This window comes from Rubrivivax gelatinosus IL144 (assembly GCF_000284255.1).
Taxonomy (GTDB): Bacteria; Pseudomonadota; Gammaproteobacteria; order Burkholderiales; family Burkholderiaceae_C; genus Rubrivivax; species Rubrivivax gelatinosus_A.
Window position 1 is genome coordinate 1,166,884 of record NC_017075.1, and the last position, 15,231, is coordinate 1,182,114.

The 15,231-nt window shown below is 72.5% G+C and carries 12 protein-coding genes; 4 read left to right on the forward strand and 8 right to left on the reverse strand.

From position 1 onward, the window contains the following. Window positions 1–82: 82 nt before the first annotated feature. The 4 genes from RGE_RS05485 to RGE_RS05500 are packed head-to-tail and all read left to right on the forward strand — an operon-like array spanning window position 83 to window position 4,451. A complete protein-coding gene (locus RGE_RS05485) occupies window positions 83–1,684 on the forward strand; it encodes a xylulokinase (RefSeq protein ID WP_014427328.1) in 1,602 nt (533 codons plus the stop codon). Further along, window positions 1,681–2,331, forward strand: a complete 651-nt coding sequence (locus tag RGE_RS05490) for a class II aldolase/adducin family protein (RefSeq protein WP_014427329.1) — start codon at window positions 1,681–1,683, stop codon at window positions 2,329–2,331. Before RGE_RS05485 ends, RGE_RS05490 begins: the two co-directional genes overlap by 4 nt. Window positions 2,332–2,338: 7 nt before the next feature. Further along, a complete protein-coding gene (locus tag RGE_RS05495; RefSeq protein WP_014427330.1) occupies window positions 2,339–3,823 on the forward strand; it encodes an aspartate aminotransferase family protein in 1,485 nt (494 codons plus the stop codon). Window positions 3,824–3,827: 4 nt separating this feature from the next. Next, entirely contained in the window at window positions 3,828–4,451 is a 624-nt protein-coding gene (locus tag RGE_RS05500; protein ID WP_014427331.1) for a hypothetical protein, read from the forward strand. A 26-nt stretch (window positions 4,452–4,477) separates the two neighbouring features. Here RGE_RS05500 and RGE_RS05505 read toward each other — a convergent pair whose 3' ends face one another. From RGE_RS05505 to RGE_RS05540, 8 genes are all read right to left on the reverse strand, one after another. Continuing rightward, the gene (locus tag RGE_RS05505) at window positions 4,478–5,755 is read right to left on the reverse strand and encodes an alanine racemase (protein ID WP_014427332.1); all 1,278 of its coding nucleotides are present in this window, start codon (window positions 5,753–5,755) and stop codon (window positions 4,478–4,480) included. Further along, a complete protein-coding gene (locus RGE_RS05510) occupies window positions 5,752–7,143 on the reverse strand; it encodes a D-arabinono-1,4-lactone oxidase (protein ID WP_014427333.1) in 1,392 nt (463 codons plus the stop codon). Before RGE_RS05510 ends, RGE_RS05505 begins: the two co-directional genes overlap by 4 nt. Beyond that, a complete protein-coding gene (locus tag RGE_RS05515; RefSeq protein WP_014427334.1) occupies window positions 7,140–7,493 on the reverse strand; it encodes a c-type cytochrome in 354 nt (117 codons plus the stop codon). Before RGE_RS05515 ends, RGE_RS05510 begins: the two co-directional genes overlap by 4 nt. Continuing rightward, window positions 7,490–9,871 (reverse strand): efflux RND transporter permease subunit, encoded by a 2,382-nt coding sequence (locus tag RGE_RS05520; RefSeq protein WP_014427335.1) that lies wholly within the window; start codon window positions 9,869–9,871, stop codon window positions 7,490–7,492. Before RGE_RS05520 ends, RGE_RS05515 begins: the two co-directional genes overlap by 4 nt. Window positions 9,872–9,893: 22 nt before the next feature. Next, window positions 9,894–10,886 (reverse strand): WD40/YVTN/BNR-like repeat-containing protein, encoded by a 993-nt coding sequence (locus tag RGE_RS23040; RefSeq protein WP_014427336.1) that lies wholly within the window; start codon window positions 10,884–10,886, stop codon window positions 9,894–9,896. Window positions 10,887–10,918: 32 nt separating this feature from the next. Continuing rightward, complete coding sequence (locus tag RGE_RS05530) at window positions 10,919–12,268, reverse strand: DUF1329 domain-containing protein (protein ID WP_014427337.1); 1,350 nt, start codon at window positions 12,266–12,268, stop codon at window positions 10,919–10,921. A 28-nt stretch (window positions 12,269–12,296) separates the two neighbouring features. Beyond that, on the reverse strand, window positions 12,297–14,102 hold the full coding sequence (locus RGE_RS05535) for a DUF1302 domain-containing protein (protein WP_014427338.1): 1,806 nt from the start codon (window positions 14,100–14,102) through the stop codon (window positions 12,297–12,299). 83 nt (window positions 14,103–14,185) lie between these two features. Further along, a complete protein-coding gene (locus RGE_RS05540; RefSeq protein WP_014427339.1) occupies window positions 14,186–15,205 on the reverse strand; it encodes an alpha/beta hydrolase in 1,020 nt (339 codons plus the stop codon). Window positions 15,206–15,231: the final 26 nt, after the last annotated feature.

Consider the following 15,231-nt stretch of genomic DNA (forward strand, 5'->3'; position numbering starts at 1 on the left):
TAGAGTAGCGATATCTATCAAGTGATCGAGATCAGACGGTGCTGCTGCCAACTCCTGCCCACGCCGCGGGCCTGCCGACACGATGAAGCCGCCCAGCGAGGACGAGCGCCTGCTGCTGGCCGTGGACCTGGGCACCTCGGGCTGCAAATGCGCGCTGGTGTCGGTCGATGGCCGGGTGCTGGCCTGGGCCTTCCGGCCGGTCTCGCTGCACGTCGAAGGCGCCTGTGCCGAACAGGATCCTGAAGCCTGGTGGCAGGCCTTCCTCGGCGCGTCGCAGGAGCTGCTGGCGGCCGACGCCGCGCGGCGCCGGCGTGTGGTCGCGGTCTGCAGTTCGACCCAGGCCGAGGTCACGGTCTGCATCGACCGCGACGGCCGGCCGCTGCGGCCGGCGATCAGCTGGCTCGACTCGCGCGGCGCCGCCGCGATCCAGCGCCGCACGCGCGGGCGGCTGTTCAACGTCGAAGGCTACGGGCCGCTGAAGCTCTGGCAATGGCTGCGCCTCACCGGCGGCGCACCGACCGCCACCGGGCGCGACTGCGCCGGCCACATCGCCTGGATCCACGACGAAGCGCCCGAGGTCTACGCGCGCACGCACAAGTTCCTCAACGCGCTGGACTACCTGAACCTGCGCCTCACCGGGCGCATCTGCACGACGCAGGACGCGATCCTGACGAGCTGGGTGACCGACAACCGCGACGTGCGCCAGGTGCGTTACGCGCCGGCGCTGATCGCGCGTCTGGGCGTGGTGCCTGACCAGTTCCCGGAGATCGTCAAGAGCACCGACGTGATCGGCACGCTGCGCGCGGAAGTCGCCGCGGCGCTGGGCCTGGCGCCGGGCGTGAAGGTGGTCGCCGGCGGCGTCGACAACTCGGTGGTCGCGGTGGGCGCGGCCGTCGCCGACGGCGCGGCGCACCTGTACCTGGGCACCTCGTCGTGGCTGGGCGCGCACGTGCCGTTCATGAAGACCGACGTGCGCCACAAGATCGCCGCCGTGCCGGGCGCCGTCGAAGGCCGCTATCTGGCGATGGCGCTGCAGTCGACCGCCGGCGCCAACCTGTCCTTTCTGCGCGACCGCATCCTCTACCACGCCGACGAACTGGCCAGCGACGAGGAACACCCGGCCGTCTACGAGGTGCTCAACCGCATCGCCGCGCGGGTGCCGCCCGGCGCGCGCGGCCTGCACTACACGCCCTGGCTGTTCGGCGAACGCACGCCGGTGGACGACCCGCGGCTGCGCGCCGGCCTCGTCAACCTGTCGCTGGACCATTCGCGCGAGGACATCTTCCGCGCCTTCCTCGAAGGTGTGGCGCTGAACACGCGCTGGATGCTCGAGCCCTTCTCGCGTTTCCTCGGCGGCCGGCCCGAGACGATCACCGTCGTCGGCGGCGGCGGCCAGAGCGAGGTGTGGTGCCAGATCATCGCCAGCGTCACCGGCAGCGCCATCCGCCAGCTCGAGAACCCGATCCAGGCCAACGCGGTGGGCGCGGCCTTCCTCGGCGCCATCGGCATCGGCGCGCTGCGTTTCGAGGACCTGGACGGCCTGCGCCGCACGCGCCGCGTCTTCGAGCCCGAGCCGGCGCTGCGCCAGCTCTACGGCGACAAGTTCGAGTCCTTCAAGGAGATCCACCGCCGCCTGGCGCCGCTGTACCGGCGCCTGAACGCGCCGCGGGAGAGCCACGCATGACCTACGAATCCGAACGCCGCCAGGTCGTCGACCTGTGCCTGCAGCTCTCGCACCGGGGCTTCTTCGCCGGCACTGGCGGCAACATCATGCTGCGCATCGACGCCGAGCTGGTCGCCGTCACGCCGTCGGCCACCGACTACCTGACGATGCAGCCGCAGGACGTCTGCGTGCTGCGCCTGGCCGACCTGAGCCCGGTGGCCGGCGACCGCACGCCTTCGGTCGAGACCGGGCTGCACGCCCAGGTGCTGACCCGGCGCCCCGACGTCGTCTGCAGCATCCACACGCACCAGCCGGTGGCCAGCGCGCTGGCGCTGATCGGCCGCCCGCTGGCGGTGCCGCAGGCGCTGCACGGGCTGCTCGGCGCGCAGGTGCCGGTGGTCGGCTACGCGCCTTCGGGCTCGGGCTGGCTGGCGCGCAAGCTGGCCAGGACGCTGCGCCCCGATCTCAACGCCTACCTGATGCGCAACCACGGGATCCTGTGCTGCGGCCGTGGCGTGCGCGAGGCGATGTCGGCCGTCTCCGCGCTCGAACAGATCGCGCGCGAGCAGCTTTTGAACGGCATCCGGGCGCGAGCCATCGCGAACCCGCCGGGACGCGAGGGCCTGACGCAGCTGGCGCAGTCCCTGTCGAGCGAGCAATCCGTCTGAGGAAACCATGGATACACGAGTCACCCCGAACCCGGTCGACGGCCCCGAAGCCAGCTCGGGCATCTCCCGCTGGCCCGACACCGAGCAGTTGCAGCGCCGCTTCGACGAGCTGGTCAAGCAGCCGATGCGCCCAGTGCGCGCGGACGCGATGCAGAAGGTGCAGCGCTACTTCGACGAGCGCTGCAAGACCTCCAAGGCGCTGTCCGAACGCGCCAAGACCGTCATTCCGGGCGGCGTGCAGCACAACCTGGCGTTCAACCATCCGTTCCCGCTGGCCTTCTCGCAGGCCGAGGGCGCGCACCTGAGCGACGTCGACGGCAACCGCTACATCGACTTCCTGCAGGCCGGCGGCCCGACGCTGCTGGGCAGCAACTACGAGCCGGTGCGGCGCAAGGTGCACGAGCTGATCGACGAATGCGGCCCGGTCACCGGCCTGCTGCACGAGTACGAGGTGAAGCTTGCCGAACTCGTCTGCCGCCACATGCCGGGCGTCGAGATGCTGCGCCTGCTGGGCTCGGGCACCGAGGCGGTGATGGGCGCGGTGCGCCTGGCGCGCACCTTCACCGGTCGCAAGTGGATCATCAAGGTCGGCGGCGCCTATCACGGCTGGAGCGACCAGCTCGTCTACGGCATGCGCCTGCCCAAGACCGGCCGCATGGAAGCCACCGGCATCCCGCGCGGCGCCACCGGCCACACCCAGGAGTGCCTGCCCAACGACCTCGACGAGCTGCGCCGCAAACTGAGCTGGAACCGCCTGCGCGGCGGCACGGCGGCGGTGCTGGTCGAGCCGCTGGGCCCGGAAAGCGGCACGCGGCCGGTGCACCGGGACTACAACCGCCAGGTGCGCCAGCTTTGCGACGAGTTCGGCGCGCTGCTGGTCTTCGACGAGGTCGTCACGGGTTTTCGCACCGGGCTGGCCGGCGCCCAGGGCTACTTCGGCGTCAAGCCGGACATCACCGTGCTCGGCAAGTGCCTGACCGGCGGCTACCCGATGGCCGGCGCGATCGGCGGCCGCAAGGACATCATGATGTCGCTGGTCGGCGGCATCGGCACCACCACCAAACGCGCTTTCGTCGGCGGCACGCTGTCGGCCAACCCGCTGTCCTGCGTCGCCGGCTACCACGCGATCCTGGAGATGGAGCGCACCGGCGCTGCGGCCAAGGCCGGGCGCGCCGGCGACCGGCTGTGCCAGGGGCTGGAGGAGATCATCCGCCGCCGCGGCCTGCCTTACGTCAGCTACAACATGGGCTCGATCGTGCACCTGCAGACCTCGGGCGTGCTGCTGCTGGACACCAGCAGCCTGTGGAAGCTGCTGAAGGTGAAGGACGAGGCCAAGCGCCGCAAGCACATGATGGAAGAGATGGGCGCGGCCTACACCGCGCACGGGCTGATCACGCTGGCCGGCAGCCGCATCTACACCAGCCTGGCCGACACCGACGAGGTGATCGACGACGCGCTGAACCGCTTCGACGACGTCTTCGCGCTGGTCTGAGGCCATGGAGCTCGACGACCTGCTGATGGCGACCTGGCTCCCGCTGCGCGAGCGCCTGGTCGGCAAGCGCCTGATGAACGGTGCCGGCGCCGCGCTGTCGCTGCGCATTCCCGGCGGCAGCACGATGTGGCACGGCGCCGCGGGCGACGCCGCGCCGCGCCGCGTCGACTGGCGCGACGAGACGGCGATCCCGGCGGCGGCGGTGTTCGCCGCGCGCCAGGACGTCTGCGCCGTGCTGCACGGCGGCGGTCTCTACGGCCCGCAGCTCGCCGGCTTCGGCGGCCGCATGCCGGGCGTGTTCGACGAGCAGGTGCGCCACCTCGGCCTGATGGCGGCGGCGCGCGGTTCATCGAACTGGGTGGCGACGCTGGCCAAGGGCGGCAACGCCGCGCTCCACGACGGCCTGCCGCTGGTGCTGGGCATGACCGGCGCACGCCTGGCGCTCAACGCCGAGCTGTTCGAGAAATGCGCCAAGGCCTACGTGCTGGCGCTGGGCGCCGGCGGCCAGGTCAGGCCCTTGCCGTGGATCGTGCGCCACGTCGCCAACGGCCGGCTGATGAGGGACGAGAAACGCGCCCGCGAGCGGGTCGCGCAAGGCCTGCTGCCCGAAGAGAGCAAGGGCTACTGAACGCCGCCGACGCGAGCGGCCGGGCCTCAGCCGGCCGCCGGGAACGGCGTCCAGGTGTCGACGATGCCGCGTTCGCCGTCCCAGACGGCGATGTCGCCGAACTGCTGCAGCACCGCTTCGCTCTGCGTCGGGCGGAAGAACACCAGGCTGTCGGGCTCCAGCGCCTGGCGGCCCGAGCCGAGCAGGATCTGCTGGTTCGACGACGGGCCGATCAGCGCGCTGGCCGCCAGCCCGGCCGGCGACACCGGCTCGGCGAGCCAGTGGCCGCCGTGGATGTGGGCCTGGCGGCGCTGGTTGGGGTCCCAGGCGCGGGCCAGCGTGCCGACGAACTCGACGCCGACCGGCGGCCGGAACTCGGCCACCTTCAGCACCGGCGTGGCGATGAAGGCCGCGCAGCGGAAGTCCGCCAGCAGCGGCGTGTCGAAGTCCAGCGGCTTGACCATCGCCGAGCCGACCGCGACCTCGTTGGCCGCGCCGCTGCCGTCGTGCAGCCTGAAGGTCGGCGAGCCGCCGGTGTTCAGCGTCGCGTCGGCCAGCCGGGCGGCCAGTGGGCTGCGTCGCAGCTCGTCGACGGCTTCGCGGTAACGCACCAGCACCTGCTCGCGTGCGTAGGGTCGCCAGCCTGGCAGGTCGGGCAGCTTCTCGGTGTGCGCGTCGTAGCCCATGAAGCCCGACCACTGCAGCAGCGGCTCCTCGGCGATCAGCTGCAGCATCGTGCGCAGCGTCGCCGGGTCGGCGACGCCGCCGCGATGCAGGCCGACGTCGATCTCGAGGTTCACGCGCATCGGCTGGCGCTGCGCACGCGCCAGCTCGCGGTACTGCTGCAGCCGCGCCGGCGTGTCGACCAGCCACTGCAGCTGGCGCGCGGGCTCGAAGCCCGAGGCCGGGCGCTGGCGCAGGTACTGCGCCGCGGCGGCCACCGGCAGCGGCTTGCCGAGCAGCAGCTCGCACTGCGGCCGCGCGCGGCTCGTCAGCTCCAGGTACGGCAGGTTGAAGACCATCTGCCGCTGCGTGCCGGTGGCCGCGGCCACGGCGTCGAGCAGCGCCAGGCAGGGCAGCGACTTGTTCACCAGCCGCAGCTGCAGCCGCCCGGCGACGTGGCGCTGCACCAGCGCCGCGTTGGCGCGCAGCCGCGCCAGGTCCAGCACCAGCGTCGGCTGCTGCGCCAGCCCGGCGGCACGCAGCGAGCGCGCCAGCGCGGCGAAGTAGGCGTCGTGCGGCGCGCCGCGCTCGCCAGGGCGCAGCAGCGCGACCGCGGCCAGCGCGGCGCCGCCGACGAGCAGGCGGCGGCGGCCGGGTCTCATGCGAGGCCGAAGACCTGGCGCAGGTGCGTGTTCAGGAAACGCCCCTGCGGATCGAACTCGCGCCGCACGCGGCCGAAGTCGGCCCAGCGCGGGTACAGCGCCGCCAGCTCGGTGGCGCCCAGCGTGTGCAGCTTGCCCCAGTGCGGCCGGCCGCCGTGGGCGAGGCAGATGCGGCTGCCTTCGCGCACGAGGGTCTCGTGCTCCTCGTCGGCGGCGGCGTGGAGCGCGATCGAGCAGCTGTCGCGGCCGTGGAAAGGGCTCAGCCAGGCCTCGTCGCGGCGCACCCAGCGCATCTCGATCGGGAAGAAGGCGTCGTGGTGGCGCTCGATCTCGGCGATGACCGCGCGCAGGCCGTCCAGGCCCCGTTCGGCCGGCAGGTGCCATTCGGTCTCGTTGAAGCGCACCGAGCGGGTCGTCGACAGCAGCCGGTAGCCGCGGTCGCGTGCGTGTTCGGTCTGCTGCGGGTCGATCAGGCGCTGCGCGGCCCAGCTGCGCAGCACCGGGAAGCGGCCCAGCCAGTCGCGCAAACGCTTCAGGTCGGCCAGCACCGTGTCGTCGGCCGGCCGCGGCGTGACGACGTCGCTGCCGGCGTAAGGCGCGTGCGCGACGGCCGCCGCGTAGCCGGTGAAGGGCAGCACGAAGAGCTCGAAGTGGCGGTAGGACGCGGCCAGCGCCGGGGCTTCCTCGAGCAGGCGGTCGACCGGGCGCAGCCAGACCTTGCGCTCCAGCGCGTAGGCCGGCACGACCCGCAGCGTGTACTGCGTCGCGACGCCCAGGCTGCCCAGCGAGACACGCGCCGCGGCCAGCGCCTGCGGGTCGCGGCGCTCGTCCAGCTCGACGAGGCGGCCGTCGGCGCCGACCAGGCGCAGCGCGAGCACGTCGGCGTGCAGCGCCGGCAGCGTCGCGCCGGTGCCGTGCGTGCCGGTGGCCAGCGCGCCGGCCAGGGTCTGCATCGTGATGTCGGGCAGGTTGCGCAGCGCCAGGCCCTGGGCGTCCAGCGCCTGGGCCAGCACGGCCAGGCGGGTGCCGGCGCGCACGGTCGCGGTGCCGGCGGCCTTGTCGACGGACACGAGGCCGGACAGGCGGTCCAGCGACACCAGCGTGCCCGGCGTCGGCACCAGCGCGCTGAACGAATGGCCCGAGCCGACGGCGCGCAGCTCGCCGCGTGCGGCCCGCAGCAGCGCCTGCAGCTCGGTTTCGCTGCCGGGCGTGGCAATGGCCGCGGGCGTGGCCTGCTGCAGCCCCGACCAGTTGCGCCAGCGCGGCGCTGCCACCGGCCGAGCCGGCGTCGGCGTCTGTGCGGCCGCGGCGGTCACCCAGCCGGCGACGACCGTCGCCGCGGCGCTGGCGCAGACCTGGCGGCGCGTGAAGGGCGGGAGTGTGTTCATCGTGGCCGGCTCATGAAGTCGATCAAACGAAGCAGGTCCTCGTCGCTGCAGTCGGCGCACAGGCCCCGCGGCGGCATCGTGTTGAAGCCTTCGCGCGCGCGCTGCAGCAGCACCGCCGGCCCCTGGGCCAGCCGCGGCCGCCACGACGGCGCGTGGCCGGCCAGCGGCGCCGGCCCGCGTGTGGTGTGGCACAGGCGGCAGGAGCGCTCCCAGCGCTCGGCCAGCGCGGCGTCGTCGGGCCGCATCGATTCGGCGCGGTGGTAATCGGCGTCGGCGGGCGGTGCGCCGGCCGGGCTGCAGGCCGCGAGCAGCAGCGCCGCGGCGGCGGGCAGCCAGGCGCGCGGCTTCATTCGGCCACCGGCGCCAGCTGCGCCGCCCGCCGGCGCGAGGCCAGGCGCTGCCACAGCCAGGCCAGCGCCGGCATTAGCAGCAGCGCGCCGAGCACGTTGACCAGGAACATGAAGGCCAGCAGCAGCCCCATGTCGGCCTGGAACTTCAGCTGCGAGAAGGCCCAGGAGCCGACGCCGACGCTCATCGTCGCCGCCGTGAACAGCACCGAGCGCCCGCGTTCGTGCAGCGACAGCGCCCAGGCGTCGGGCAACGCCATGCCGTCGGCCAGGTGGTGCTTCAGGCGTTCGTAGAGGTAGATGCCGTAGTCGACGCCGACGCCGACGCCCAGCGTCACCACCGGCAGCGTCGAGACCTTCAGGCCGATGCCCAGCCAGGCCATCGTCGCATTGCACAGCAGCGACACCAGCGCCAGCGGCACGATGATGACGACCGCGCCGCAGAGGTCGCGGAAGGTGATGACGCACAGCACCGCCAGCGAGACGAAGATCGCCGCCAGCATGCGCGGCTCGGCGGCGCTGACGGCTTCGTTGGTCGCCGCCATCACGCCGAGGTTGCCGCCGCCGAGCCTGAGCTGCACCGCGGCCGACGGGTTGGCTGCGGCGTAGTCCTGCACCGCCTGGACGATGCGGCTGATCGTGTGCGCGTCGTGGTCGGCGGCGAACACCAGCACTTGCATCGCCTCGCACGAGCGGGCCACCAGCCCGGCGCCTTCGGTGATCAGCTGGTTCGAGGCCTGGCCCATCGCCGCCGGGCTGTCGGCGACGACGCGCCACTTGATGTTGCCCTCGTTCCAGCCGGCGTTGATCATCGCCGCGAAGAACGGATAGGCGATGACGCGCGAGACGCCGTCGACCTCGCCGAGCCGCGCCTCGAGCCGGTCGATGTAGTCGGCGGCCTCGGGCCGCAGGCAGATCTGGCGCGTGCTCTCGTCGTGGGCGCCGTCCGGCGGCACGACGTAGACCGTCAGCAGCTCGCTGCCCAGGCTGAACGAACGCAGCACGGCCGCCGAGTCGCGGTTGTAGCGCGCGTCCGGGAAGAACTCCGGCATGCCCACGCCCTGGTCGCCGATGCGCACCTTGGCGCCCTCGACGTGGCCCACCCAGGCCAGGCCCAGCGAGACGGCGAGCACGCCGACGGCCAAGGGCGCCGTCGCCGCCGAGGCCACCCAGCGCAGCGCGCGCGGCAGCTGCTCGGCGGCGTCGCGCGCGGCGCGGTGCGGCGCGTGGCGCGGGTGGCCGAAGGACAGGATGACCGGCAGCAGCACCTTGTTGGTCAGGATCATCAGGCTGACGCCGATGCTGGCCATGACGCCGAGCTCGCGCACGATCTCGATGTCGACGAGCATGATGACCAGGAAGCCGATGGCGTTGGTCAGCAGCGCCAGCGTGCCGGGCACGAAGAGCGCGACGAAGGCTTCGTGCGCGGCCTCGGCCGGCGTCGCGCCGCGGCGCACCGCACGCGACCAGGCGCTGGTCATCTGCACCGCGTGGCTGACGCCGATCGTGAAGATCAGGTAGGGCACCAGGATCGACAGCGGGTCGATGCCCATGCCGATCAGCGGCATCAGCCCCAGCAGCCAGAGCACCGGCAGCACGGCGACGGCCAGCGCGCGCCAGGTCAGCGCCCAGGAGCGGCTGTACCAGCGCAGCAGCAGCGTCGTCACGGCGGCCGCGGCGGCGAAGAACAGCAGCACGCCGCGCGTGCCTTCGGCGATGTCGCCGATGACCTTGGCGAAGCCGACGATGTGCACGTCGACGTGCTCGTCGGCGTACCGGGCGCGCAGCGCCTCGAGCTTGCGCGCGACGGCTTCGTAGTCCAGCGGCTCGGCGCTGCCCGGCGTGCGGTCCTGCAGCTCGAACTGGATCAGCGCGCCGTGCAGGTCGTTGCTGACCAGGCGGCCGATCTCGCCGGACTTCTCGGTGTTGGTGCGCACCGTGGCGATGTCTTCGGCCGAGCCGGTGAAGCCCGAGCGGATGACGCTGCCGCCGGCGAAACCCTGTTCGGTGATCTCGACGTAGCGCACGCGCGGCGTCCACAGCGACATCACCGACTCGCGGCGCACGCCGTCGATGAAGAAGACGTCGTCGGTCGCGGCCTTCAGGCGTTCGAGGTACCGCGCCTCGAAGATGTCGCCCTGCTTGTTGACCAGCGCGACGAGCACCGTGTTGGCGCCGCCGAAGACGTTCTCGTAGCGCAGGAAGTCCCGCATGAACGGGTGCTGCTGCGGGATCGACTTCTCGAAGCGCGCGTCCAGGCGCAGCTGCGTCGCCGAACAGCCCAGGGCCAGGGTCAGCGCGCTCATCACGACGAGCACGGCGATGCGCCAGCGGATCAGCGCGTCGGCGATGCGGTGGGTGGCGGTCTGCAACCGGGTCACGGGCCTGTCCTCGTCGAGGTCTTCATGCCAGCCAGGGCCCGCGGGGCAGCGGCTGGATACCGGTCTCGCCGACGGCGAGCAGGCTGCGCGAGGCGCCGCCGCTCAGAACGGTGCGCCAGGCGCCCGGGCCGACACGCGCCTGGTGCTGCAGGCGCCAGCCGGCGGCCGCGTCGGGGCCGAGGCTGGCGACGGCGCCGCCGTTGCCGGCCAGCAGCACACGCCGGCCAGCGCCTTGGCCGACCAGCGTCGCGCCGTACCAGGCGGCCGGCGCTTGCGCCGCCAGCAGCTGCCAGTGCTGGCCGGCGTCGGCCGAATGCAGCAGCGTGCCGCCCAGGCCGGCGGCGACGAACTCGCGTTCGCCTGTTGCGACGACGGCGAACAGCGAGGCGCTGGCCGCGCCGCCGGTTTCGGCCCAGCTGCGGCCGCCGTCGGCGCTGCGCAGCACCAGGCCGCGTTCGCCGACGACGACGATCGCCGCCGGCGTCGCCGCGCAGGCGTTGAGGTGGCGGTCGTCCTCGACGGCCTTCAGCGCCGCCCAGTGCGCGCCGCCGTCGTCGCTGGCCCAGCAGGCGCCGAAAGCACCGACGGCCAGCAGCCGGTTCTGCGGCAGCACCAGCGCGTCCAGCAGCGACAGCGACTCGGGCGTGGCGATGGGCCGCGCCTGCCAGCTGTCGCCGCCGTCGGCGCTGGCGAGCACGGTGCCGCGGTGGCCGACGGCCAGGCCGCGGCGGCCGGCCATGACGATGGCGGTGATGCCGCCGGCGCCGGTCTCGGCGCTGCGGCGCCAATGGGCGCCGCCGTCGCGCGAGCGGTAGAGCTGGCCGCGGTGGTCGCCGACCCAGAGGCTGTCGCCCTGCTGGCAGCCGGCCAGCAGCACGCCGGCGCGCCGGTCGGGCGGGCGCGCGGCGGCGGCGTCCGGCGCAGGCTGGGCGTGCAGCCCGGGGGCCAGCAGCACCAGACCGGCGCCGCCGGCCTTGCGGAGGATGGCGCGGCGCGCCGGGGAAGGGGCAGACATGGGCGTCGCGGCGTCGGGCGGCCGGGGCCGCGTCAGCGGGTGCCGAGGTTGCGCAGGTTCTGCGGCGAGTAGTAGTCGGCCGTGCGCTCGTTGAGCACCTTGAACTTCGGCCTGGAGTCGTTGGTCAGCGTCGTGAAGTAGCGGCCCGAACGCAGGTCGTAGAAGGTGTCGGTGGAGGTGAACACGCCGCCCAGCCAGGGCGCGATGATCGGCACCGTCTCCGAGACCCGCCAGAGCTCGCCGCGCTGGTCGTACTTCTCCTGCAGCACCGCGGACCAGCTGTCCTCGTCGACGTAGAAGACACGTTTGCCGTAGATGTGGCTGGCACCCTTCTTCAGCGTCGCCTCGACGACCCAGACGCGGTGCAGCTCGTAGCGCATGTAGCTCGGGTTGACGTGGCCGGGCTTGAGGATGTCGGCGGCCTTGGCGTCGGACTGCAGCATCGCGTAGTTGTGGTACGGCACGATCAGCTCGCGCTTGCCCAGCAGCTTCCAGTCGTAGCGGTCGGTGCCGCCGTTGAACTCGTCGACCTCGTCGCTGGTCAGCATGCCGTCGCGCTGCGGCGTGTCGTAGGCGAACTCGGGCGCCAGGCGCACGCGGCGCTGGCCGGGGCTGTAGATCCAGATCGACTGGAAGGGCTTGCCCGGCTCGGCGCTGATCGCCGAATGCGCCAGCACCATCTCGCCGGCTTCGCGCGCCGGCGCCAGCTTGCGTTCGAGGTAGTAGCTCAGCACGTTGGGCACGCGCGCCTCGGGCTTGATCGCCGGGTTGCCGTGCTGGCGCAGCACCTCGTATTCGAGCTTGGAGAAGCTGGCGTCGCCGTTGGGCGCGACGTTGGCGTAGGTCAGCGTCTGGCCGTAGGCCGCGCCCATGAACCTGAACTTGTGGTTCAGGATGACTTCCTCGCCGTTCTTCGGGATCGGGAAGGGCACGCCGCCGGACGAGCCGACGATGCCGCCGTTGACCAGCCTGGCGCGGCCCGGGTTCAGCGCCGTCTCGTCGTAGACGGCCTGCGGGAAGAAGGCGCTGCGGTGGGTCTTGTACAGCGGCAGCGCGTAGCTCGCGTACTTCTTCAGCAGCGCGACGTGGCCGGGCGAGAGCTTGTCCTGGTAGCTCGCCAGGTTGGCCACCGTGATGACGGCCAGCGGCTTCTCGGCGGCGTAAGGGTTGGGGTAGTCGTTGGCGTTGCTCCACTTGAGCAGCTCGCGCTCGCCGCCGGTCCAGGCGGGAATGGAGCCGTCGGCGTTGGGCTTGGGATCGGCGCCGACCGGGCTCAGGCTCTTGCCGAGATCGGCCGCGGTCTGGGCCTGGGCGGCCGCCGGCACGGCCAGGGACGCTGCGGCGAGCAGCACGGCGAGGATGGACGGGGCGCGGTGTCGCACGGTGGCTCCTATCGTCAACGGCGGGTCGTCAGAAGGCATAGCTGAGGCTGAACGCGACGAAGTCCCGGTCCTTCAGCAGGTTGGAGTTCGAGGCGTACTGGAAGCCGGCGACCGGGTCGGTGGCGCGGTAGACGCGGCCGCCGAAGTAGCCCGTGTACGAGAGGTCGGCCTTCCAGCGCTTGTCGGCGCTGACCAGCGCGGTGCCCAGGCTCAGCGAGCGCACGCCTTCGGTGAAGCTGGGGCCCGTGCCGTGCACGTCGTGCGAGAAGGACACGCGCGGCGACAGCGTCATGCCGGCGATGGCCTGGCTGTAGTCCATCTGGTAGGCCAGCACGTAGCCCCAGGAGGCGCGTGTCGTGAAGCCTTCGCTCTGCGAGGCCAGCACCGAGCCCAGGCCCAGCCGCGTGACGAGCTCGGTCGAGGTCAGATAGACGCCCGGGCCGTCGTAGACCTTGCCGTCGGACAGGCCGAGGTGGGTGTAGCCGACTTCGGCCAGCAGCATCGAGCCGGTCGAGCCCAGCACCGCGCCGGTGGACTTGGTGGCGCTGACCTGGATCTGGTGCATCTTGACGCGGTCGTAGCCGCGCAGCGTCGTGCCGGCCAGCGCCGAGACCTCGGGCGGCACCAGGCCGGTCAGCCCGGCCAGCGCCGCCTGCGTCGACAGGTCGCCGAGCTGCACCGGCTGGTTGGGGCGGTAGGTGTACTCGCCCTGCAGCGCCACGCCCCAGGGGCCCTGGGCGCGCGCGCTGACGCCGAAGACGCGGATGCGCTCCGGGTACTCGAGGAAGTAGCTGGCGCTGCCGGCCGGGTACAGCGGGTTGGCCGAGGACGGCACGCCGCCCGCCGCCGCCGCGTTGTAGCTGATGAAGGGCACGCGGCTCGTGTACTGCATCGCGTAGAAGCCGAGCTCGAGCTGGTTCAGCTCCGGGAAGGCGACGCGCGCGTTGACGCCTAGCTGCCCGGTCTTGTCGGCCTTCCTGTCGGCGACGCGGTCGAGCCAGAACTGGCCGGTGCCGCCGTTCAGGATGTCGTAGCCGGGGATCTCGTTCGGGTCCAGCCCGCGCTGGTCGGGGCGCAGCGCGTTCAGGTAGAGGCGGTCGGAGAAGTCGCCGTGGCCGATGCGGCCGCTGGCGACGTCGTTGGTGCTGAAGAAGGTGCCGCGCGGGTCCTGGCGGTAGTGGTCGGCCTTGAACAGCACGAAGCCTTCGACGCTGGTGTCGGCCGACAGCTGCTGCGAGGCCCAGACCATCGGCGTCGGGATGTAGGCCTCGCGCAGCTCGGTGCCGGGCGAGCGCAGCTTGGACAGGTCGACCGGGTTGATGACGCTGAGGCCGTTCTGGATGAACAGGCTCTCGCCCCAGTTCAGCACCTGCTTGCCCAGGCGCAGCGCGAAGGCCTTGCCGTCGACGTCGCCGTTGTAGCGGCCGTACAGGTCCAGCAGCCGGACTTCGCGCCCGGTCTCGGAGGCCGAGTCGCCGTAGGCGTCGATGCGCTCGCTGGCGGCGACGTTGTCGTAGGCGTAGGTGACGCGGCCGAAGACGCCGAAGGCGCCGCGCGAGAGATCCAGCTCGTGGGTCGCGCGGACCACGCGGCTGATGGCGTCGCCGCGGTCGAAGTTGAGGTTGCCGTCGTCGGTGGAGACGTTGGCGGCGTTGCCGCCGTTGCCGGCGCCGACCAGCGTCGCGTCGCGTTTGGACACGCGCCAGGCCGAACCCAGCGTGATCGTGGTGTCGAGGTTGCCTCGCCACCCGTCGCCCAGCTCGAGGTCGAGGGCGCGTGCGGGCTGCACGGCCATCATCGTCGTCACGGCCAGCGCCAGGGCTGTCGGCTTCACGGGGTCCCCTCTCATCGTTGTCGGCTCCTGTGGTCAGACGCAAGACCGCCCGCCGGATGGCGCGCGTGGTGGACGAGGCCGGCTCACAGCCGCGCCCTCAGCAAGGCCGCGGCTTCGGTGAAGGCGGCACGCGCCGCGGGCACCGAGCCGGCGACGTTGATGAACGGGTGCACCAGGCCCTGGAACACCTTGACGAAGGTGGGAACGCCGGCGGCTTGCAGCTTCTCGCCATAGGCGACGCCTTCGTCGCGCAGCGGGTCGAAGCCGGCGATCAGCAGCACCGCCGGGCAGACGCCGTGCACCTCGCCGAGCAGCGGCGAGGCCAGCGGGTCGAGCGCGTCCTCGGGCCGGCGCAGGTAGAGCTCCGTGTACCACTCCATCTTCACCTTCTCGAGGAAGTAGCCGGCGGCGAAGAGCTGGTAGGAACGCGACTGCCGGCTCATGTCCAGCCAGGGCACCCAGAGCATCTGCACGCGCGGCGGGCAGGGCGCGCCGCGGCGCTGCTGCGCGACCACCGCCGCGGCGTTGCCGCCGGCGCTGTCGCCGCCGACGGCGACGCGCCGCGGGGCGAAGCCGAGCGCGGCCGACTGCGCGACGACGGCGTCGAAGGCCGCCAGGCAGTCGTGGATGCCGGCCGGGAAACGGTGTTCTGGCGCCAGGCGGTAGTCGACGGCGACCACCGCGCACCGGGCTTCGTGGGCGAGCTGGCGGCAGACGTCGCGGTGCGAGTCCAGCGAGCCGGCGACGTGGCCGCCGCCGTGGAAGAAGACGAGCACCGGCGCGTCGCGGCGCGGCAGAGCCGCTGGGCGGTGGATCTCGCAGCGCACCGGCCCGGCCGGGCCGTCGAAGCTCCAGGGCTCGATGCGCACGCCGGGCTCGGGCGCGTGGGTCAGCCAGTTGCCTTGCAGGTCGAAGCCGGAGCGTGTCTTCTCGACCGAGTCCAGCGTGCCCGGCGGGTCGGCGAAGTAGCGCACCATGAACTGCACCAGGGGGTCCAGGTGCTGGCCGTCGATGACACGCGGCGCGCCGCCCAGCAGCTTGATCGCCGGCATCGGCAGGCGGCAGGCGCTGCGCGCTGCCCATTTCAAGATCGACGCAGTCATGGCGGGTTTGCGTTCGGGGCCCGGCC